Origin of the sequence: Galactobacter valiniphilus, from assembly GCF_003575975.1 — a bacterium.
GTDB classification, from domain to species: domain Bacteria; phylum Actinomycetota; class Actinomycetes; order Actinomycetales; family Micrococcaceae; genus Galactobacter; species Galactobacter valiniphilus.
Genome location: NZ_QQXK01000027.1, coordinates 40,112 through 59,018, shown reverse-complemented (window position 1 = coordinate 59,018; position 18,907 = coordinate 40,112). Strand labels below are relative to the sequence as shown.

14 protein-coding genes are annotated in these 18,907 nt (G+C 71.9%); 5 read left to right on the top strand and 9 right to left on the bottom strand.

Annotated elements, in window-relative coordinates; translation table 11 throughout:
* Window positions 1-78: 78 nt before the first annotated feature.
* The 8 genes from DWB68_RS12690 to DWB68_RS12655 form a co-directional block, all read right to left on the bottom strand.
* On the bottom strand, window positions 79-1,410 hold the full coding sequence (locus DWB68_RS12690; RefSeq protein ID WP_119425494.1) for an MFS transporter: 1,332 nt from the start codon (window positions 1,408-1,410) through the stop codon (window positions 79-81).
* Window positions 1,407-2,186 carry a FadR/GntR family transcriptional regulator gene (locus DWB68_RS12685; protein WP_119425493.1) on the bottom strand — a complete coding sequence of 260 codons (780 nt, stop codon included), beginning with the start codon at window positions 2,184-2,186 and terminating at the stop codon, window positions 1,407-1,409. Before DWB68_RS12685 ends, DWB68_RS12690 begins: the two co-directional genes overlap by 4 nt.
* 217 nt (window positions 2,187-2,403) lie before the next feature.
* Complete coding sequence (locus DWB68_RS12680; RefSeq protein WP_119425492.1) at window positions 2,404-3,267, bottom strand: nitrilase-related carbon-nitrogen hydrolase; 864 nt, start codon at window positions 3,265-3,267, stop codon at window positions 2,404-2,406.
* Between the two features lie 76 nt (window positions 3,268-3,343).
* Window positions 3,344-4,783 carry an amidase gene (locus DWB68_RS12675; RefSeq protein WP_119425491.1) on the bottom strand — a complete coding sequence of 480 codons (1,440 nt, stop codon included), beginning with the start codon at window positions 4,781-4,783 and terminating at the stop codon, window positions 3,344-3,346.
* A 208-nt stretch (window positions 4,784-4,991) separates the two neighbouring features.
* On the bottom strand, window positions 4,992-5,978 hold the full coding sequence (locus tag DWB68_RS12670; protein WP_119425490.1) for a hypothetical protein: 987 nt from the start codon (window positions 5,976-5,978) through the stop codon (window positions 4,992-4,994).
* Window positions 5,979-6,316: 338 nt separating this feature from the next.
* Window positions 6,317-7,414, bottom strand: coding sequence for a 3,4-dihydroxyphenylacetate 2,3-dioxygenase (gene hpaD / locus DWB68_RS12665; RefSeq protein WP_119425498.1), 1,098 nt, complete (start codon window positions 7,412-7,414; stop codon window positions 6,317-6,319).
* Window positions 7,415-7,574: 160 nt separating this feature from the next.
* Complete coding sequence (hpaE, locus tag DWB68_RS12660; protein ID WP_119425497.1) at window positions 7,575-9,080, bottom strand: 5-carboxymethyl-2-hydroxymuconate semialdehyde dehydrogenase; 1,506 nt, start codon at window positions 9,078-9,080, stop codon at window positions 7,575-7,577.
* 104 nt (window positions 9,081-9,184) lie between these two features.
* Window positions 9,185-9,850, bottom strand: a complete 666-nt coding sequence (locus DWB68_RS12655) for a GntR family transcriptional regulator (RefSeq protein ID WP_119425489.1) — start codon at window positions 9,848-9,850, stop codon at window positions 9,185-9,187.
* A 300-nt stretch (window positions 9,851-10,150) separates the two neighbouring features.
* On the opposite strand from DWB68_RS12655, the gene DWB68_RS12650 reads away from it, so the two are divergent.
* On the top strand, window positions 10,151-11,230 hold the full coding sequence (locus tag DWB68_RS12650) for an SLC13 family permease (protein ID WP_119425488.1): 1,080 nt from the start codon (window positions 10,151-10,153) through the stop codon (window positions 11,228-11,230).
* 85 nt (window positions 11,231-11,315) lie between these two features.
* On the opposite strand, the gene DWB68_RS12645 is transcribed toward DWB68_RS12650, so the two are convergent.
* Window positions 11,316-11,900 carry a hypothetical protein gene (locus tag DWB68_RS12645; protein WP_119425487.1) on the bottom strand — a complete coding sequence of 195 codons (585 nt, stop codon included), beginning with the start codon at window positions 11,898-11,900 and terminating at the stop codon, window positions 11,316-11,318.
* Between the two features lie 132 nt (window positions 11,901-12,032).
* Here DWB68_RS12645 and DWB68_RS12640 point away from each other — a divergent pair, with 132 nt between their 5' ends.
* The 4 genes from DWB68_RS12640 (at window position 12,033) to DWB68_RS12625 (ending at window position 18,900) form a co-directional block, all read left to right on the top strand.
* Window positions 12,033-15,104 (top strand): aminotransferase, encoded by a 3,072-nt coding sequence (locus tag DWB68_RS12640; protein ID WP_233548803.1) that lies wholly within the window; start codon window positions 12,033-12,035, stop codon window positions 15,102-15,104.
* A 729-nt stretch (window positions 15,105-15,833) separates the two neighbouring features.
* Entirely contained in the window at window positions 15,834-17,318 is a 1,485-nt protein-coding gene (locus DWB68_RS12635; protein WP_119425486.1) for a fumarylacetoacetate hydrolase family protein, read from the top strand.
* Entirely contained in the window at window positions 17,318-18,103 is a 786-nt protein-coding gene (locus tag DWB68_RS12630; RefSeq protein WP_119425485.1) for a fumarylacetoacetate hydrolase family protein, read from the top strand. The genes DWB68_RS12635 and DWB68_RS12630 overlap by 1 nt, the downstream gene beginning before the upstream one ends.
* Window positions 18,088-18,900, top strand: coding sequence for an HpcH/HpaI aldolase family protein (locus DWB68_RS12625; protein ID WP_119425484.1), 813 nt, complete (start codon window positions 18,088-18,090; stop codon window positions 18,898-18,900). Before DWB68_RS12630 ends, DWB68_RS12625 begins: the two co-directional genes overlap by 16 nt.
* Window positions 18,901-18,907: the final 7 nt, after the last annotated feature.

Here is an 18,907-nt window from a genome sequence, read left to right as displayed (position 1 = left end):
CAATCACCACCGCGGCCACACATCACTCAAGGGCTCCACCCCCGCCAGCCGCGTACCCAACCTGGCGGGGCAATACATCTAGTCCAGCTGGCGCTTGCCTGCCGCGAACCAGCCGAGCAGTGCCGTGAGGGCGGCGAGCCCGCAGAGCACCCAGAGCACGGGCGTCCAGCTGCCCGTGGCATCGTGCAGGACACCGAGCGCCGCGGGGACCACTGCCGCGGCGAGATAGCCGACCGATTGACCCATCCCGGAGACAGCGGCCGCGCTCTGGTGGCTGCGCGTGCGCGCGCCGAAGAGCGAGAGCGCCGCGACGATGTTGTTGCCAGCCGCGAAGCCGAAGCAGACGCTCCAGAGCAGGGCGGCGTCCGGGGCGGTCAGCATCCCCACGAAGGCGATGATGATGAGCGGCTGCGGAAGCATCGTGACCCAGCGCGCGTCGACGCGGCGCAGCAGCGCGCCCGTGAGCAGATTGCCGCCGATGCTGGAGAGCTGCAGCAGGGCCATGTGCACGCCGGCCGTGACGGGGTCAAGGCCCGCGTCGCGCTCGATCGACGGCCACCAGGTGAGCATCGAATAGAAGAGCGTCGACTGCACGCCCATGAAGGCCGTGACCTGCCAGGCGATCGTGCTGCGCCAGACCGGGGTGCTGGGGCGTGGCGGGGCCGGTGCGCCGGCCGCGTCGCTGGTGGTTCCGGCGGCGAGCGGCGCGGTGGCGCCGCCGGCGGTGGAACCCGGCCCCACGCCGTCGGGCAGTGGATCTGTGGTGAGGGCTCGGCGGGCGGCCCGCCCGGCCAGCGCGGCCCGCAGGATCGGGAGCATGACGGCCAGGCCGACGAGCGCGAAGCCCAGCGTGATGCCAATGGCCGTGCGCCAGCTCCAGCCGGGCAGCCCGGCGAGCGGGACCGCAAGGCCGGAGGCGGCCGCCGCGAAGGTGGACTGCACCGCGTTGTAAACACCCGTCATGGGGCCGATGCGGGTGGGGAAGTCGCGCTTGAGCAGGCTCGGGAGCAGCACGTTGATCGCCGAGACGGAGGCGCCGATGCCCGCCGTGCCGAGCCACAGCCCGGGCGTCCAGGGCAGGGAGCGGACCACGATCGCGAGGCACAGGAGCATCAGGGCGGCAACGAGCGTGCCCTCGATGCCCCAGCGGCGCGCGAGGCGCGGGACCAGCGGGGAGAAGGCGGCGAAGCACAGCAGCGGCAGGGAAATGAGCACCGAGGCAGTGGCCGAGCTCAGGGCGAGTTCCTCCGAAATGGTGCCGAGCAGCGGGCTGACGACCGTGATGGGAGCGCGCATGTTCGCGGCCAGGAGGAGGATGCCGGCCAGGAGCAGGGCCGGGCGGACGAGGCGCTCTCCCGGCTCGCGCGGGGAGGACGGCACGGTGCCGGCGGTCTGGGCTACGGGGCTCATGCCGTGCGCTCCGGGTGGTCGGTGGGGGCCGTGTGCGCGCCCGGGCTGTCGAGGATGCGGTGCGAGGCCTCGATGAGGTGGCGCGCGGCGGCGGCCGCCGCCTCGGGGTCGCGCGCGGTGATCGCGTCGAGGAGGAGGTCGTGGTCGCGGTGCACGTCCTCGGTGGCCCAGACGAGGGCGTGCGGCTCCGGGGTTGAGGTGGCGGGGGCCGCCTTGCCGGGGGTCGCCTTGCCGGGGGTCGCCCCGCCGGGGCGGCGCTCGCGGGCGTAGGTCGCGGCGCGGTCCACACCGAGGTAGAGCTCCAGAAGCAGCTCGTTGCCGCTCGCCCTCGCCACGGCCTCGTGGAAGGCAAGGTCGGCGCGGAGGAAGGCCGCGTCGTCGTGCCGGGCGGTGGCGTCGGTGCGTTCGGCCAGGAGCGCGCGGAGGTCGGCGAGGTCGGCCTCGGTGGCACGGGTGGCGGCGAGGCGCGCGGTTTCGATCTCGAGGGCACCGCGGACCTCGAGGACGCGGTGCGCCTCCTCGCTGTCGACGCGGCGGGCGAGGGCCGCCTCGAGCTCGTCGGTGGCGATGACGTAGGTGCCGTCGCCGCGGCGGGCCGTGAGCAGGCCGGCGTTGACGAGGGTGCGCAGGGCCTCGCGGACGGTGTTGCGGCCCACGCCGAGCTCGGCGGCGAGCTCGTGCTCGCCGGGCAGGCGCGTGCCGACGGGCCACGTGCCGTCCTTGAGACGCGAGCGCAGCGTGGAGAGCACGGCGGAGCCGCGCGTGGGGGAGGTCATGCATCAAATGTAGGACATTTGCGTGCAGAGCGGTGAACGACGACGCTGGCGCCGCCTTCGGACCCACCGCCCCCTCCGTCTCCTTCGCCCTCCGCGCCCTCTTCTTGTCCGCGTACTGACCAGTAGGTCCGGTGGTGAGCCCGTCATCGACGTCTTTTCGGACCAGCCTCGGGAGGCCGGGGCGTCACTGCAAGCGAAGGCCGCTCGGTGCTCCGCCCTAGAAGCCGTAGACCTCGGGACGGCGGTCCCTGACCACGTCGTTGAAGGGGCCCAGGGCCTTGTCGCGCGAGGCCTCCAGGTCCACCTCGGCGCTCAGGAGTGCAGGGCGGCCGTACGCGGTGGGGGTGAGGGGGAAGCCGTCCTGACCCACGATGATCGAGCCGCCCACCCAATCGGAGCCGACCCCCTCGCCGAGCCGTTCGGCGCCCGTGCGGTCGCAGACGGCAAAGGCGACGCGGTTCTGACGCGCGGCGGCCTCCACGACGATCTGCTCACGGGCGCGCGAGCCCTCGGGGCGCGGCTCGAGCGGCCAGTTCACCGGGGCAACGATGAGGTCGGCGCCGGCGAGGGCCGCCATGCGCGTGAACTCGGGGAACTCCAGGTCGTAACAGACCATGAGGCCCAGGCGCCCGAACTGGCTCGGGACCAGGGCAGGGAGGTCGGTTCCCGCCACGAAGTGTTCCGGCTCGCGGGCCCAGAGGTGGACCTTGGTGTAGCGGCCCACGATGCCCTCGGCCTCGACGACGACCGCGACGTTGACGACGCGTTCCGGGGGCCTCGCGGGCTCGGACTGCGAGGCGACGCCGGGGCCGGCGGCCGGTTCGAGGATCGCGAGCGAGGCGACGAGCGTGCTGCCCGTGCGGGCCGCGAGCTCGGTCAACGCCCGGACGCTGGGGCCGTCCAGCGGCTCGGCCAAGGCGCGGGACTCCTCGGTGTCGCGGAAGCAGTAGCCGGAGTTCAGGAGCTCCGGCAGGACCACGATCCCGCGGGGAGCGGCCAGCACGGCCTCCGCGGCGAGGGAGAGATTGTGCTCGCGCTCGCCAATCACGAGCGGGAGCTGGGCGACGGTGACGGCAACCATGTGCCCAGTCTCGCCTGCCCGGCCCACGCGCGAAAGGGGCGGCCGGGCAACCGGCCCGGCCGCCCGCCGTCGTGCGTTACTTCCCGGCCGGCACGGCCAGGCCCGGCGTGTGCTCCTCGCTGCCGAACCAGGCGCCGCGGCCGGCCTCGATCGCGGCGGCGACGGAGAAGGCGGTCTGATCGTCGTAGGGGCGCGCGGCGACCTGGACGCCGATCGGCACGCCGACGCCGGAGCGAGCGGCCGGCACCGAGATGACCGGGCAGCGGTTGGCGATGTTGAAGATGACCGTGGGGAACGACTCGATGTGGCTCGAGTAGTCCTCGCCGGCGATGCTGATGCCGTGCTCGTAGTACTCGTCGGCGAGCAGGCCGACCGTGCCGGAGATGGGGGCGACGAGCGAGTCGTAGCGCTCGAAGAGCGTGCCGAGGACGCCCTGCACCTCGGCCTCGCCGAGCAGGCCGCCGAGCTGCCCGAGGTCGGCGACGGCCTCCTGCGCGAGGCGGAGGGCCTGGCGCGTGTACGGCTCGAGGAGATGGAAGTTATCCTCGCCGATCTCGTCCGCGACAAACGGCATCATGATGGAGCCGAGGTGCGTCCAGGCGATCTGCATGATCTGGCGGTGCGTGAAGGGAAGGGCGACCTCCTCGACCGTGGCGCCGGCGGCCTCGAGCCAGGCGCGGGTGCCGCGGACGGCGGCGATGACCTCGTCCTCGAAGCCGTAGTCGCCGATCGCAGTGACGAGGCCGACGGTGCGGCCGCTCAGGCCCGCGTCGGCGCGAACCGGCGCCGGGGCGGGGAGGCTGATCGGGTCGGAGAGCTCCTGGCCGGCCATGACGTTCTGGAGCAGCGCGAGGTCGGCGACGCTGCGGGCCATGGGGCCGTCGGTGCAGTAGGAATCGGCGTTGAACGGGGGAAGCGCCGCGTTGCGGCCGAAGGGCGGCTTGTAGCCCACGACGCCGTTGAAGCAGGCGGGGATGCGCGTGGAGCCGCCGATGTCGGAGCCGGTGGCCAGGGGTGCGTAGCCGGCGGCGAGGGCCGCGCCCGAACCGCCCGAGGAGCCGCCCACGCCGTAGTCCGGGTTCCACAGGTTGCACGTGATGCCCCAGAGCTGGCCGCGCGTGTAGGCGGCGATGCAGAACTCCGGGGTGGTGGTGCGGCGGAACGGGATGCCGCCGGCCTCGATGATGCGCGTGATGAGGGGGTGGGTCTCCTCGGCGATGACGTCCTTGAAGAGCGGGGTGCCCTCGGTGGCGGAGTGGCCCTCGATGGGCTGCTCCTCCTTGAGAACCACGGGCAGGCCCTCGAGCGGGCGCTGCGTGCCCTCGGCCCAGCGGCGTTCCGACTCCGCGAGGGCGGCGTCCACGTCCAGTACCTCCGGGGTGAGGGCGTTGACGGTGCCCTCCGCCTCGGCGATGCGGGCGCGCAGTGCCTCGACGACGGCGGTGGGCGTGGTGCTGCCGTCGGCGTAGGCGGCGAGCAGGTCGGTGGCGGTGGCGTAGTGCAGGGGCGCGGGCACGGAGGGCTCCTTGTGTGACGCGGGACACGGTCTGGTGTTGAGGCTAGCCTCGCGTCAGCACTGTTGTCAACAGTGTTGACTTGCTGGACTGCAGATCTGCGGGGCGGCCGCCCACTCTTGCGCTCGCTCGCACGGCCCGTGCGTCGGCCCGGTCCCACACTGGCCTCGCCTCCGGCGCTGACGCTGGCGGGAGCCTGGCCCGCGGCACTCAGTGCAGGACCGCGCGTGAGTCCGCCCGGAGACCGGCCGCTCCGAGCAGCGCGATGAGGCGCTCGGGGTGAACGATCTCCGCCCAGCCCCACCGTCGCAGCTGGATGCCTTGGGCGAGGAGGCGGTTCTCGCGGCGCTTCTCGTCACGGAGGACGTCCAGGGGTCCGCGCCCGTTGGTCATGGCCGGGTTCGTGTATTTCACCTCGCCGTCCACTTCCCCCACTAGGCGTAGGTGGTCCCACCAGGCATCGACCTGCGCAACGAACCCGAGCTCGTCCTCGAAGCGGTGTTGGAGCTCGGGCTCCGGGAAACCGGCACCGAGGATCACCGCGCGCGAACCGGACTCGGCGGGGGACTGGGCGCCGGCCCGCCCTGCCTCGAGCCGCAGGAGGGCGCGGTTGCGGCGCGGGCCGGGCCTGCTCGTGCGGATCTCGGCCGCCACCGCGGCCTGGGCCCACTCCCCGGACCGGGCGGCACCGTCTGAGACGGTCAGGGCGTGCGTGAGCGGCGCCCGCAGGAGGATCTGCGCGCCAGCGTGAGCGGCGGGAACGGAGCTGGCCCAGGAAGTCGTGAGCTGCGAGATGCCTTCGTGGCGGTGCCGGACATGCGGCACAAAGCCGGGGAGCGAGACGGCAGCCCCGTTGACGAGGTGCTGGGTCTCCGACTGCAGCCCGTGGCGGCCGCCGTGCGCGAGCGTCGTGATGCGTCGCGGCACGCCAAAGGTCGCGATCCCGTGGACCGCTAGCGCGCTCTCACAGCAGAACACGGGGTTCGAGTGGTGGCGCAGCGCTTCGAGCTGGAGCTCATACCTGGCACGGGCGCTCGCCTCGAGCCATGCCGACAACTCGGTGTACTGGCCGGGGTAGAGGCGAACGAGGCTGGTCCGGGCCAGCCTCCGAAGCACGGTGTTCCCCGTGTTGGCGGAGTTGACCAACAGCAAAGGCCCAGGAGGGTGGTGCGCAGCGGTCGCCGGATGCATGGTCATGGGCCCAGTCCACCGCCGCAGCTCTCCGTTCGCGTCCGCGACGGCGCCCCCTGGGGACGGCCGGATGGTCAGCCGCCAGTGTGAGGGGAACGGCCGCGGCAGGCGCACAGCCGGAACCGGTCCGATTTTGTGTTGATTCGGCCCGAAATCGCCCCTTTTCAACAGAGAATCGGACCAGAACCACGTGCTAGCACGGAAGCGGACCAGAATCGCCCCACGAGCACCGCAGATCACCGACCGCACGCGAAAGGGCCCCACCGCCACGCCCCCGCAAGGGGAACGCAGCGACGGGGCCCTCCCGTCATGGACAGCAGCCCAGGTTCAGCGCGAAGCGCCGATCACACCTGGTTGCCGAGCTTGAAGCCCTTCGAGGCCTGGCCGCGGTAGGTTCCGTCCTCGTCACCCGCGCGGGTGAAGGAGAAGCCGTCGGCGCCGATGGTCACGTCCAGCTCGGAGTCGTCCGTGCGCTCGATGACCTCCTGGACGTTGCCGTCCAGGTCCAGGACGAGGGAGGCCTCGGTGTACCAGGACGGAACCACCGGGTTGCCCCACCAGTCGCGGCGCTGGTTGTCGTGCACGTCCCAGGTGATGACCGGGTTGTCCGGGTCGCCCGTGTAGTAGTCCTGGGTGTAGATCTCGATGCGGTGGCCGTCCGGATCCAGGATGTAGAGGTAGAAGGCGTTGGAGACGCCGTGGCGGCCCGGGCCGCGCTCGATGCGGTCCGAGATGCGCAGCGCGCCCATCTTGTCGCAGATCTGGATGATGTTGTGCTTCTCGTGCGTGGAGAAGGCAACGTGGTGCAGGCGGGGGCCGTTGCCGCCGGTCAGGGCGGTGTCGTGCACGGTGCCCTTGCGGTGCATCCAGGCGGCGTAGGTGGTGCCCTCTTCGTCCTTGATGTCCTCGGTGACGCGGAAGCCGAGCTCCTCGAGGTACTTGCGGCCGCGGGGGACGTCCGGGGTCACCTGGTTGAAGTGATCCAGGCGGACCAGCTCGCCGACCGAGTACAGGTCGTAGCGCATGTGCAGGCGCTCAACGTGCTCGGTCTCGAAGAAGAACTCGTAGGGGAAGCCCAGCGGATCCTCGACGCGCACGGCGTCGCCGATGCCCTTGACGAAGCCCTCGGAGCGGCGCTCGGTGCGGCAGCCCATCTCCTTGTAGTACGCCTCGGCGATGTCGACGTCCTCGGGGGTGCGCACGCGGAAGGCCATGGCCTTCAGGGCGGCGACGGGGCCCTTGGTGAGGACGAGGTTGTGGTGGATGAACTCCTCGAAGGAGCGCAGGTAGATCTGGTTCTCGTCCTCTTCGGTGACGTGCAGGCCGAGCACGTCAACGTAGAAGTTGCGCGAGGCCTCCAGGTCGGTGACGACCAGCTCGGCGTAGGCGCAGCGCAGGATGTCCGGGGGCGCGATGGACGGGGTGGGGATCGGGTTCGCGATCTCAGTCATGGTTCTCTCCTTTGAGACAAGAAGGCTCGACGGCGGGCAGGCCGGCTCGGGTGCCTCGGCGGCGGGAGCGGCGCGGGGCGCCGCCGCCGGGGTAGGCGGGGCGAGCGGTGAAGGTGACCGCCCGCCGTCGGGCATTCAAGGGGTAAGTGGGTCAGGCCTGCTTGCCGAAGACGGGATTGTGGACCTCGCCGAGGTTGATGTGGACGGCCTGCTGATCGGTGTAGAAGTCGATCGAGCGGTAGCCACCCTCGTGGCCCAGGCCCGAGGCCTTGACGCCACCGAAGGGGGTGCGCAGGTCGCGGACGTTGTTGGAGTTCAGCCAGACCATGCCGGCCTCGACGTTCTGCGCGAAGTTGTGGGCGCGTTTGAGGTCGTTGGTCCAGATGTAGGCGGCCAGGCCGTACTTGGTGTTGTTGGCCAGCTCCAGCGCCTCCTCGTCCGTGTCGAACGGGGTGATCGCGACGACGGGGCCGAAGATCTCCTCCTGGAAGATGCGGGCATCCGGGGCCACATCGGCGAAGGCCGTGGGGCGAACGAAGTTGCCCTCCGGGAACTCGGCCGGGCGGTCGCCGCCGGCGATGAGGCGGGCCTCGGTCTTGCCGATCTCCACGTAGGACATGACCTTCGCGAAGTGCTCGGGGTGGACGATGGCGCCGACCTCGGTGGTGGGATCGTTCGGCAGGCCAACCTTCACCCGGTCGGTCTGGGCGGCGTAGCGCTCAACGAACTCGTTGTAGATGCCGCGCTGGACCAGGATGCGGGAGCCGGCCGTGCAGCGCTCACCGTTCAGGGAGAAGACGCCGAAGATGGTGGCGTCGATCGCGGCGTCCAGGTCGGCGTCGTCGAAGACGACGGCCGGGGACTTGCCGCCCAGCTCCATGGACAGGCCCTTCAGGTAGGGCGCGGCGTTGCCGAAGATGATCTTGCCCGTGCCGGACTCGCCGGTGAAGGAGATCAGCGGGACGTCGGGGTGCTTGACCAGCGAGTCGCCGGCGAAGCCCTCCTCGCCGTAGCCGTGCACCATGTTGAAGACGCCGGCGGGCAGGCCGGCCTCCTCGAAGATGCCGGGCCACAGGGAGGCGGAGAGCGGGGTGAACTCGGCCGGCTTGAGGACCACGGTGTTGCCGGTGGCGATGGCCGGGGCCAGCTTCCAGGACTCGAGCATGAACGGCGTGTTCCAGGGGGTGATCAGACCGGCGACGCCCTTGGGCTTGCGGTTGACGTAGTTGACCTGGCGGCCGGGGACCTTGAAGGTGTCGTCGTGCTGGGCGACGATCAGGTCGGCGAAGAAGCGGAAGTTCTCGGCGGCGCGGCGGGCCTGACCCAGGGCCTGCTTGATCGGCAGGCCGGTGTCGAAGCACTCCATCTCGGCGAGCTGGTTCTCGCGGGACTCGACGATGTCGGCGATCTTGTGCAGCACGCGGGAGCGCTCGCGGGGGAGCATGGTGGGCCACGGGCCGTTGTCGAAGGCGTCCTTGGCGGCGGCGACGGCGGCGTCGATGTCCGCGACCTTGCCGGAGGAGGCCTTGATGTAGGCGGTGTTGGAGACGGGCTCCAGGACGTCGAAGGTGTCGCCGTCGATGGAATCGACGAACTGGCCACCGATGTAGTGCTGCAGCTTCTCGGGGAGACCCGCGGGGACGGAGATCTGGCTCATGTTCTCTGCCTTCTTCTTCACTGATGTGTGCTTCACGCGGTGCTGACCACAGTGGCCAGCACCGTTGCTGGTGGGAGGGTGTTCCGTGCTCCGGCTGGAGCTGTTCAGATGGCCGAGGGCGGGGCGCCCACGGCGTTCAGGTAGGCGTTCAGCGTGGTCATCCGGTGGGCGCGGGCCTGGGCCTCGATCTCCGGTGCCGGCCGGTGGGCGGCGATGGAGTTGAGGAGGGCCTCGTGCTCCTCGACCGACGCGGCGGCCCTGCCGGGCACCGTGGTGAAGGTCGAGACGCGGATGGCGTTCATGCGGGTCCAGCCCCGGTGCACCAGGTCGAGCAGGTGCGTGTTGGGGCAGCACTCGTAGAGCGCGGCGTGGAACTCGGTGTTGAGGCGCGTGAACGCCTTGGGGTCGAACGCCCCGAGGAGCTCACGCATGCGCTGGTTGATGTCTCGGGCCTTGGCCAGGGCCCGCTCGTCAATGACAGCGGCGGCGAGGGCGGTGGCGGTGCCTTCCAGCACGGCCAGCGTCTGCATGGTGTTCAGGTACAGCGTGGAATCCACGGCGGCCACCGTGGCGCCCACGTTGCGCTCGAAGTGCACCAGGCCCTCGGCCTCGAGGCGACGGATCGCCTCGCGCACCGGGACCACCGAGCAGTCGAGTTCGTCGGCCAGCGTGCCGAGGACCAGGCGGTACCCCGGGGTGTACGTGCCGTCCAGGATGCGCTCCCGGATGGCGTCGTACGCGCGCTGCGACTTGCTCGTCGTGATGGTCATGTCATAAATCGTATACGAAATGCGAGTGATGCGCCACACACGTTTTTCAGCCCACGGCGATGCCTGCGCACAGCGGCGATGGCGCGAGAAACGCTCGCGCCATCCGCACATCGGGCATGCATCGGGGGAGGGGGCGGGAGCCGGTGCCCGACGGCGCGTGGCCGGGTGAGCGCTCGCGTCGGGTTGCGTGGGCGGTGCACGGCGGCGCGTGGGCGCCGGCGCGTGCTCGCCGCCTCCGCGCCAGGGCGACTCATCCCGGCCCGGGGATGCCGCCGTCGGGGCGGGGGCCTATGCTGAGCCGTGCTTGAGTTCCTGGCCACCGTGCTGCCCGTCTTGATCTTCCTGTTGGCCATCGCCCTCGTGGCGGAGATCTGCGACCGGGTGGGCGTGTTCGACGTGGCGGGACACGCGCTCCTGCGGCTCTCCGGCGGCCGCGTGCTGCCGCTCTGGATCGGCCTCGTGCTCCTGTGCCTCGTGACCACGAGCGTCCTGAGCCTCGACACCACGGCGGTCCTCGTCGCCCCCGTCGCGATTGCCATGGCCAAGCGCGCCCGCCTGGACCCCGTGCCGTTTGCCGTGACCGCCGTGTGGCTCGCCAACACGGGCTCCCTGCTTCTCCCGGTCTCCAACCTCACGAACCTGCTTTCCTCGGCCGTGCACGGCTCGCCCCTGCAGGGCCAGTTCACCGCATCCACGTGGCTGCCCGCCCTGACCGCGAGCGTCGTGACCGTGGTGGCCGTCGCCGTCTTCTGGCCCCGCGTGCTCAAGGGGCGCTTCCGCATGCCGGCCGCCCCCAAGCCGCGGGACCCCTTCATGCTCTGGCTCGCCGGCGGCGTGTGCGTCGCGCTCGCGGTGCTGTTCGGGCTGGGCGTGGAACCGGCCTGGCCTACCGTGGCCGCCGCTGCCGTGCTGACCGTGGCCTACGCCAAGCGCGGCCGCTCCTGGCGCAAGCTGCGCGTCCCGTGGGTCATGGCGCTCGTGGTGCTCGCGCTGTTCGTGGTGGTGCGCGTGCTCGGCCCGCTCGGCCTGGACGCGTGGCTCGCCTCGCTGCTCGGCGACGGGCACGGCTTCGGCGAGCAGCTGCGCGTCGCGTTCGTCGGGGCCCTCGGCTCCAACCTGGTCAACAACCTGCCGGCCTTCCTGGCCCTCCAGCCCGGCGTGGACGACGGCACGGGCCGCGCGGTTTCCCTGCTCATCGGCGCGAACGCCGGCTCCATCGTCACGCCGTGGGGCTCGCTCGCGACGCTCCTGTGGCTCTGGCGGTGCAAGGCCTCGGGCGTGAAGATCGCGCTCGGCCCGCACATCCTGCGCAGCGGCGTCCTCGCCGCGGCCGTGCTTCCCGCCTCCGTCGGCGCGCTGCAGCTGCTGCCGCTGAGCTAGCGCAGGCCAACGCGCCGGCAGGTCCGCTGCCGCAGCACCTGCCGACGGCGTACCCCGCCCGGGCCCGCCCAGCGCCGTCGCGTGGCTACGCCCCCGCGGCCCGGAAGGCAGCCGCCACCCCGGCGGCGTCCACGCCCCAGCGCGCCTCGGGATCGCGCCCGCTGAGCACCTGAACCGAAAACTCCCGCCCCAGCAGGTACTCGCTCAGGCAGAAGTTCAGCCCCGAGTCCACGAGCGGATCCAGGCCCCGCTCCGCGCACAAGGCGAGGAACCCCGGGGAAAGCGACCACACGCCGTCGCGCAGGAAGGCCACGCCTGAGGCGACGGCGGCGGACTCCGGGCCCAGCGCGAGGAACACCGACTCGTCCGGCAGGCCCAGCACCAGGGAGCGCAGCCCCTCCGGCACGCCGGAGTACATCCGCAGCTGTGCCTCCGACTCGTCCTCGACGTAGAGAGTCAGCTCGCTCTCGTGGTCAAGGACCAGCACAAGGACCGTCCCGTCGCCCGGGAGCACCCACGCGGCGTTGTCCCCGGCGCCGTTCTCCCAACCCACCACCCGGGCCCCGCCCAGGGCTGCCTCGGGCGTGCGGCTCAGCTCGGCGAGCACGCGGGCGCGACGCTCCAGCTCGGCCACGGGCGTGGCGGTGAGGGCGTCCAGAACGGTGCTCATGCGCCCACGCTAGCGCCACCCCTTGTGAACGCGCTCACACCCGGCGACGATGGGGGAGCGCCCGGCGATGCCGCGCGCCCTGGAGACAGGATCAGCAGGACTCGACCAGCAGCAGGCAAGCCGAGGAGCAGCGTGAGCACCCAGCCGACCACCCCGCGCACCCCCGAGCCGGGTGCCCCGCCCGCCGCGGCGGCGACCGAGGCGAGCGTTCCGCCGCCCGTCCCCGCCGTGCCGGGGGCCGTGCCGCCGCTCGACTTTGGCCTCAAGCGCCCCGCCGTGGATGAGGCCCTCGCCGCGCGCGTGGCGCAGGTGCAGTTCGGCCTCGACGCCACGGCCACCGAGCTCGGATCCAACCAGGACCGCAACTTCCTCCTGGCCGTGGGTGGCGCCAACGCCGGCGTGCTCAAGATCGACAACGCCGTCTTCGAGGAGGAGGAGCTGGACGCGCAGTGCCGCGCCGCCGAGGCCCTCGCCGCCGCCGGCATCCCGGCCGCGCGTTTCCTGCCCGGCGCCGACGGTGAGCGCCTGCAACGCATCGAGGACGCCGACGGCGTGCCGCATTTCGCGCGCCTCATGGAGTACCTGCCGGGCGGCTCCCTCGTGGATGCCGGCTACCTCTCGAAGGCCGCCTTGGCTTCCGTGGGGGACCTCGCCGGGCGCGTGGACGTGGCCCTCGCGCCGCTCGCCGGCCCGGGCCTGCGCCGCGAGCTGCAGTGGGACCTGCGCCGCGGCATCGACGTGGTGCGCCGCCTGGCCGGCGCGGTCCCGGACGACGGCCGCCGCCAGGCGGTCCTCGACGCCGCCGAGGGAGCGTGGAAGGCCATCGAGGCGCAGGCGCCCGGCCTGCCCACCCAGCCCATCCACGGCGATCTGACCGACGACAACGTCATCGGAGCGCCGGGCCCGGACGGGCGCCCGCTCGCCCACGCCGTGATCGACCTGGGCGACCTGGCGATCGGATGGCGCGTCGCCGAGATCGCCGTGAGCGTCTCCTCGCTCCTGCACCACCGCCCGGATGATCCGCTCGCGTGCCTCGAGGCCGTCAGCGCCTACCTCGAGCATCTCCGGCTGGACGAGCCGGAGCTGCGCGCCCTGTGGCCGCTCGTGGTGTTGCGCGCCGCCGTGCTCATCGCGAGCGGCTGGGAGCAGACCCGGCTGGAGGGCGACAACGTCTATGCCGCCGAGCGCATGGACGGCGAATGGGAGATCTTTGCCGCCGCCACCTCGGTCCCGCTGGCCGTGGGAACGGCCGCCGTGCTCGGGCGCGCGGGCGTGGCGCCCAGCGCGCCCGCCGCGGGCGGCGCGCTCTACGCGCACGCGCCGCGCTTCACGGTCCTGGACCTCGGCATTGAGTCGGAGGAACTGCCCGACGGCGCGTGGTTGCGTCCCGGGGCGGCCCAGGGCCTGATCGAGGCCAGGCTGGGCCCCGGCTCGGCCGACGCTGTGTACGTCCACGCGCTCGCCCCGCGCCTGGATCTCACGCCCGTGGACTCAGCGACGGGCGGAGCGAGCGTCCCGCTCGGTGCCACCGTGGTGCATTCGACGCCGCGCGAGCTGCTCGCCCCCGGCCCCGGCATCGTGGCGGCGCCCGCCCGCCCGGCCACCCCGGAGGACCCCACCGCGGAGGGGAAACGCGCGCCCGAGCCCCAAGAGCTCCTGCTCCACCTCGATAGCGGGGACCGCCTGCTCCTGCGCGGTGTGGTCCGCCCCGTCCGCCCCGGCGCGGTGAGCGCCGGCACCGTCCTGGGGCACGCGCCGTCGGGCAGCGCGGTCACCGTGTTCCGGCTGGGCCCGGCCGCGCCGGAGGACCCGGCCCGGATCCCGGATGCCGTGCGGCCGGCGGAGGCCGGTGCCTGGCGCCGGCTCATCCTGGACCCCGCGCCGTGGTGCGGCGTGGAGCCGCTCCCGGAGGGCAGGAGCCCCAGCGAGGAGTACGCGGCACGCCTGGCCGTGCAGTCCTCCGCGCAGGAGAAGTACTACGAGGAACCCATGCAGATGGAGCGCGGCTGGCGCCACCACCTCGTGGACACCGACGGCCGTTCCTATGTGGACCTCGTCAACAACGTCGCCGGCCTGGGGCATTCGCACCCCGGCGTGCGAGACGCCGCCTCGCGTCAGCTCGGCCTGCTCAACACCAACTCGCGCTTCCTCTACCGGGAGCTGGGGGAGTATGCCCAGCGCCTCGCGGACCTCGCGCCGGAGGGCCTGGATACGGTCCTGTTCGTGAACTCGGGCTCGGAGGCCGTTGACCTGGCACTCAAGCTGGCCCGCGCGGCGTCCGGCCGCCCCGAGGTCGCGGCCCTGCGCGAGGCGTATCACGGCTGGACCGCCGGCGCAGATGCCGTCACCACGAGCGCCTACGACTCCCCGCATGCGCTCGAGTCGCTTCCCGGCTGGGTCAAGGTGCTCGACGTTCCGCACCCGTTGCGCGGGGCCTACACGGGCGACGACGCGGGGGCCAGGTACGCGGCGGACGCCGCCGCGGCGCTGGCCGGGTGGGCCGACACCGGGACGCCGGTGGGCGCTTTCATCTGCGAGTCCGTCCTCGGCAACGCCGGCGGCGTGCTCTTGCCGGAGGACTACCTGGCCGGCGTCTACGAGGCGGTGCGAGCCCAGGGCGGCCTGTGCATCGCCGACGAGGTGCAGGTCGGTTTCGGGCGCATGGGCTCCCACTTCTGGGGCTTCGAGCTGCAGGGGGTGACCCCCGACCTCATCACGATCGCCAAGCCCATGGGCAACGGCTTCCCGATCGGCGCGGTCATCACGCGCCGCGAGATCGCCGAGGCGCTGGGCCGCGAGGGCATGTTCTTCTCCTCGGCCGGTGGCTCGCCGCTCTCCTGCGCTGTGGGGCAGGCGGTCCTGGACGCCATGGAGGCCGAGGATCTGCAGGGCAATGCGCAGCGCGTGGGCGAGCGCCTGCGCGCGGGGCTGCAGGGCCTGGTCGCCAAGCATCGGCTGGCCTCGATGGTGCACGGGGCCGGTCTCTACCTGGGGCTCGAGCTCGTCCGGGACGAGCGCACCCTGGAGCCGGCGGCGGCCGAGACCGCGGCGATCTGCGAGCGCCTGCGCGAGCTCGGCGTCATCGTGCAGCCCACCTCGGAGCGCCAGAACGTCCTCAAGATCAAGCCGCCGCTGTGCCTGGACGAGGCCTCCGCCGACTTCGCCGTGGCCCAGATCGACCGCGTGCTCAGCGAGGGCTGGTAGGCGCTCGGCGTCGGGCGCCGGAGGGCCCCTCACCGCACGGTGAGGGGCCTTTAAGTGTCTCCGCGCGACGTCGTGCATAAATAACGCTAGACAAGCGTTGCCTATTTATCTAAGGTTGATCTTGCGCAACCGAGAGGGGGCGGATCGAGAACCTGGAAGCGCCGAGTGCGGGCCTGCGTCTCGCAACGGAAAGCAGCGCGCAGCGCCAGAGCGTGGCTGCACCGTTCGCGAGGAGTCGGCGCGCGGCACGGCCAGGGGGATCCGCGCCCGTGCCCGGCGAGTGCATCGTCGCGGCATCGGTGGGGCGGGCCGAACTGTGGGTGTTCGGCCGGCCCCAGGGAGACCTGCTGCGGCAACGCGGAGTGTCCGTTGCGGAAGGGCTATGAGGGTGGCTCCTTCTGCGAACAACGGCGCTTTACACTCCCCGGGCGGCCCGGCCTGTGCGTGGGCACGGGCCGCCCGGCGGGGGAGCCGTCCCGTCTCCGGCGCAAGAGAAAGCTTGAGCCGATCGCGCTGGTCCGTGATCGGCTCACGTGGTCCGCGGATGGCTCGTCGAGAGGAGCCGCCCGCGGACCATTTTTCGCGGGTCCGCCCGGACGCCCGGGTGGACCCGCGTTCGCGGCCGCGTCCGGCTCGCTTTCCCCGCGGATGTGCGTGGACGTGACCTAAATCATCCGATTTCGTATACGATTGGGGGAAGTCCACACGCCGCTTCGAAGGAGATCGCCCGTGTTCCCCACCGACACCACCGCCACCGTGCCCGTGACGCAGGAGGTGCTGGACGGGATCGGCAAGGTCCTCGCCGTGCACCTCTCCTACAGCTCGCGCGCCGAGCAGCGCGGCCGCACCCCCAAGTTCCCCTCGTACTTCATGAAGGCGACCTCCTCCCTCTCGCTCTCCGGCGACTCCGTGGAGCGCCCGGCCGAGACGGAGCTGCTGCAGTTCGAGGGCGAGATCGCCCTCGTCATCGGCACCACGGCCCGCCGCGTCACGCCGGAGGAGGGCTGGGCCCACGTCGGCTGGATCACCGCCTCCAACGACCTCGGCGTGCAGGACATCAAGTACGCGGACAAGGGCTCCAACATCCGCTCCAAGTCGGGCGACGGCTTCACCCCCTTCGGCCCCGTGCTGCTGCCGGCCGCCGGCCTCGACCCCGAGAACCTGCGGGTCGTCACCAAGCTCAACGGCGCCGTGGTGCAGGACGCCACCACGCAGGAGCTGCTCTTCTCCTTCGGCCAGATCGTGGCCGACCTCTCCCAGCAGATGACCCTGCATCCGGGCGACGTCATCCTGACCGGCACCCCCGCCGGCTCCTCCGTCTTCCAGCCGGGCGACGTCGTCTCCGTCGAGGTCTCCGGCAACGGCGCCACCACGGGCGAGCTGCTGACCACCGCCGTCCAGGGCGCCGAGGGCTTCAAGACCTTCGGCAACCCGACCAAGGTCACCGACGCCGACCGCATCGACGCCTGGGGTGACGAGGAGGCCGCCGGCCTCGCGTCCGCCGCCGAGGCCGACGTCCTCACCCCCGAGGTCCGCGCCCAGCTGGAGGCCGCAGCCATCGCGACGCTGTCGACCTCCATCAAGAAGGCCGGCATCGAAAACTGCACCATCGCCGGCCTCACCGCCACGAAGGGCCGCCGCCGCGTCATCGGCCGCGCCCGCACGCTGCGCTACGTCCCGCTGCGCGAGGACCTCTTCAAGCAGGTCGGCGGCGGCTACAACGCCCAGAAGCGCATCATCGACGACCTCAACGAGGGCGATTTCCTCGTCATGGAGGCCCGCGGCGAGCAGGGCGCGGCCACGATGGGCGACATCCTCGTGACCCGTGCCCAGGTGCTCGGCGCCGCCGGCATCGTCTCCGACGGCGCGGTCCGCGACCTCGCCGCCGTCGAGGACATCGACGTCCCCGTCTTCCACAACGGCGCGCACCCCTCGGTGCTCGGCCGCAAGCACATCCCGTGGGACATCGACACGACCGTCGCCTGCGGCGGCGCCGCCGTGCAGCCCGGCGACATCATCGTGGCCGACTCCGACGGCATCGTCGTGATCCCGCCGGCCCTCGTGGCCCAGGTTGCCGCCGACGCCGCGGCCGCCGAGGCACAGGACGCCTGGGTCCTCGAGCAGGTCGAGGCCGGGCACGCCGTCGACGGCCTCTTCCCGCCCACGGGCGAGTGGAAGGCCAAGTACCAGGCCTTCAAGGAGGGACAGAACTGATGCTGGATCACGCCACCCGCACCGCCATCGCTGACGAGCTCGTCGAGGCCGTTGCGACCCGCACCCCCGTCCCGCTGCTCACGCAGCGCTACCCCGAGATGGAGGTGGCCGACTCCTACGCGGTCCAGAACATCTGGAAGCAGCGCGGCGAGGAGGCAGGCCGCGTCGTCGCCGGTCACAAGATCGGCCTGACCTCCAAGGCCATGCAGTACGCCACGGGCATCACCGAGCCCGACTACGGCGTCATCTTCAAGGACATGATCCGCGAGTCCGGCTGCGTCCTGAACCACGCCGACTACACCAAGCCGCGCGTCGAGATGGAGCTCGCCTTCCTGCTCAAGGAGGACATCGAGGGCCCGGACGCCACGATCTTCGACGTCCTGCGCGCCACCGAGTACGTGGTCCCCGCCCTGGAGATCCTCGACGCCCGCGTCGAGATGGCCGGGCGCACCATCGTCGACACCATCGCCGACAACGCCGCCATGGGCCTCATGGTCGTGGGCGGCTCGCCGGTGAAGCCGGACGCGATCGACCTGCGCTGGGTCGGAGGCATCCTCTCCAACAACCAGGAGATCGAGGAGACCGGCGTCGCCGCCGGCGTCCTCGGCCACCCCGCCAACGGCGTGCACTGGCTCGCCAACCGCCTCTCCGAGCACGGCGACAAGCTGCGCGCGGGTGAGATCATCCTGGCCGGCTCCTTCACCCGCCCCATGTGGGTGCAGCCCGGCTCCACCGTCTCGGCCGACTACGGCCAGTTGGGAGTGGTCACGTGCCAGTTCATCTGAGCGCCCAGCCGTCCTTCAAGGACCTCTTCGGCCCCGGCTCGGTCGGCGAGAAGCGCACCGTCGCCGGCATGTTCATCTGCGACGGCGGCGCCACGAGCGCCGAGATCTGCGCCGGCGCCGGCTTCGACTTCCTGCTCATGGACGGCGAGCACGGCAGCTTCTGGCTCGAGTCGATCCAGGCCCAGCTGCGCGCCATCGCCGCGTACCACACGCTCGCCGTGGTGCGCGTCCCGGAGAACTCCGAGGTCCTCATCAAGCAGGTCCTGGACGCCGGAGCGCAGACGATCATGGTCCCCATGGTCAACGACGCCGCCGAGGCGCAGGAGGCCGTCAAGGCCGTGCGTTACCCGCAGCCGGGCAACCCGGCCGCCGGCGTGCGCGGCGTCGGCTCCGCGCTGGCCCGCTCGGCCCGCTGGGGCCGCATCCCCGACTACCTGACGCGCGCCCACGAGTTCGTCTCGCTGATCGTGCAGATCGAGTCGGCCACGGCCCTGCGCCACGCGAGCGCCATCGCCGGCGTCGAGGGCGTCGACGCCGTCTTCCTCGGCCCCTCCGACCTCGCCGCCTCCATGGGGCTGCTGGGTCAGCAGACGCACCCGACCGTGGTCTCCGCGGTCAAGCAGGTCATCGCCGACGTCAAGGCGCAGGGCAAGGTCGTGGGCGTCAACGCCTTCGACCAGGCCCAGGCCCGCGCCTACATCGAGGCTGGCGCCGACTTCGTCAACGTGGGAGCGGACGTCGCCCTCCTGGCGCGCGGCACGGAGGCCCTCGCGGCCGCCTTCATCCCGCAGGACTGAGACCCGC

Excerpts from the sequence above, each read along its gene's own strand:
- DWB68_RS12690 (WP_119425494.1), bottom strand. The coding sequence starts at position 1,410 with ATGAGCCCCGTAGCCCAGACCGCCGGCACCGTGCCGTCCTCCCCGCGC.
- DWB68_RS12685 (WP_119425493.1), bottom strand. The coding sequence starts at position 2,186 with ATGACCTCCCCCACGCGCGGCTCCGCCGTGCTCTCCACGCTGCGCTCG.
- DWB68_RS12680 (WP_119425492.1), bottom strand. The coding sequence starts at position 3,267 with ATGGTTGCCGTCACCGTCGCCCAGCTCCCGCTCGTGATTGGCGAGCGC.
- DWB68_RS12670 (WP_119425490.1), bottom strand. The coding sequence starts at position 5,978 with ATGACCATGCATCCGGCGACCGCTGCGCACCACCCTCCTGGGCCTTTG.
- hpaE (WP_119425497.1), bottom strand. The coding sequence starts at position 9,080 with ATGAGCCAGATCTCCGTCCCCGCGGGTCTCCCCGAGAAGCTGCAGCAC.
- DWB68_RS12655 (WP_119425489.1), bottom strand. The coding sequence starts at position 9,850 with ATGACCATCACGACGAGCAAGTCGCAGCGCGCGTACGACGCCATCCGG.
- DWB68_RS12645 (WP_119425487.1), bottom strand. The coding sequence starts at position 11,900 with ATGAGCACCGTTCTGGACGCCCTCACCGCCACGCCCGTGGCCGAGCTG.
- DWB68_RS12630 (WP_119425485.1), top strand. The coding sequence starts at position 17,318 with ATGCTGGATCACGCCACCCGCACCGCCATCGCTGACGAGCTCGTCGAG.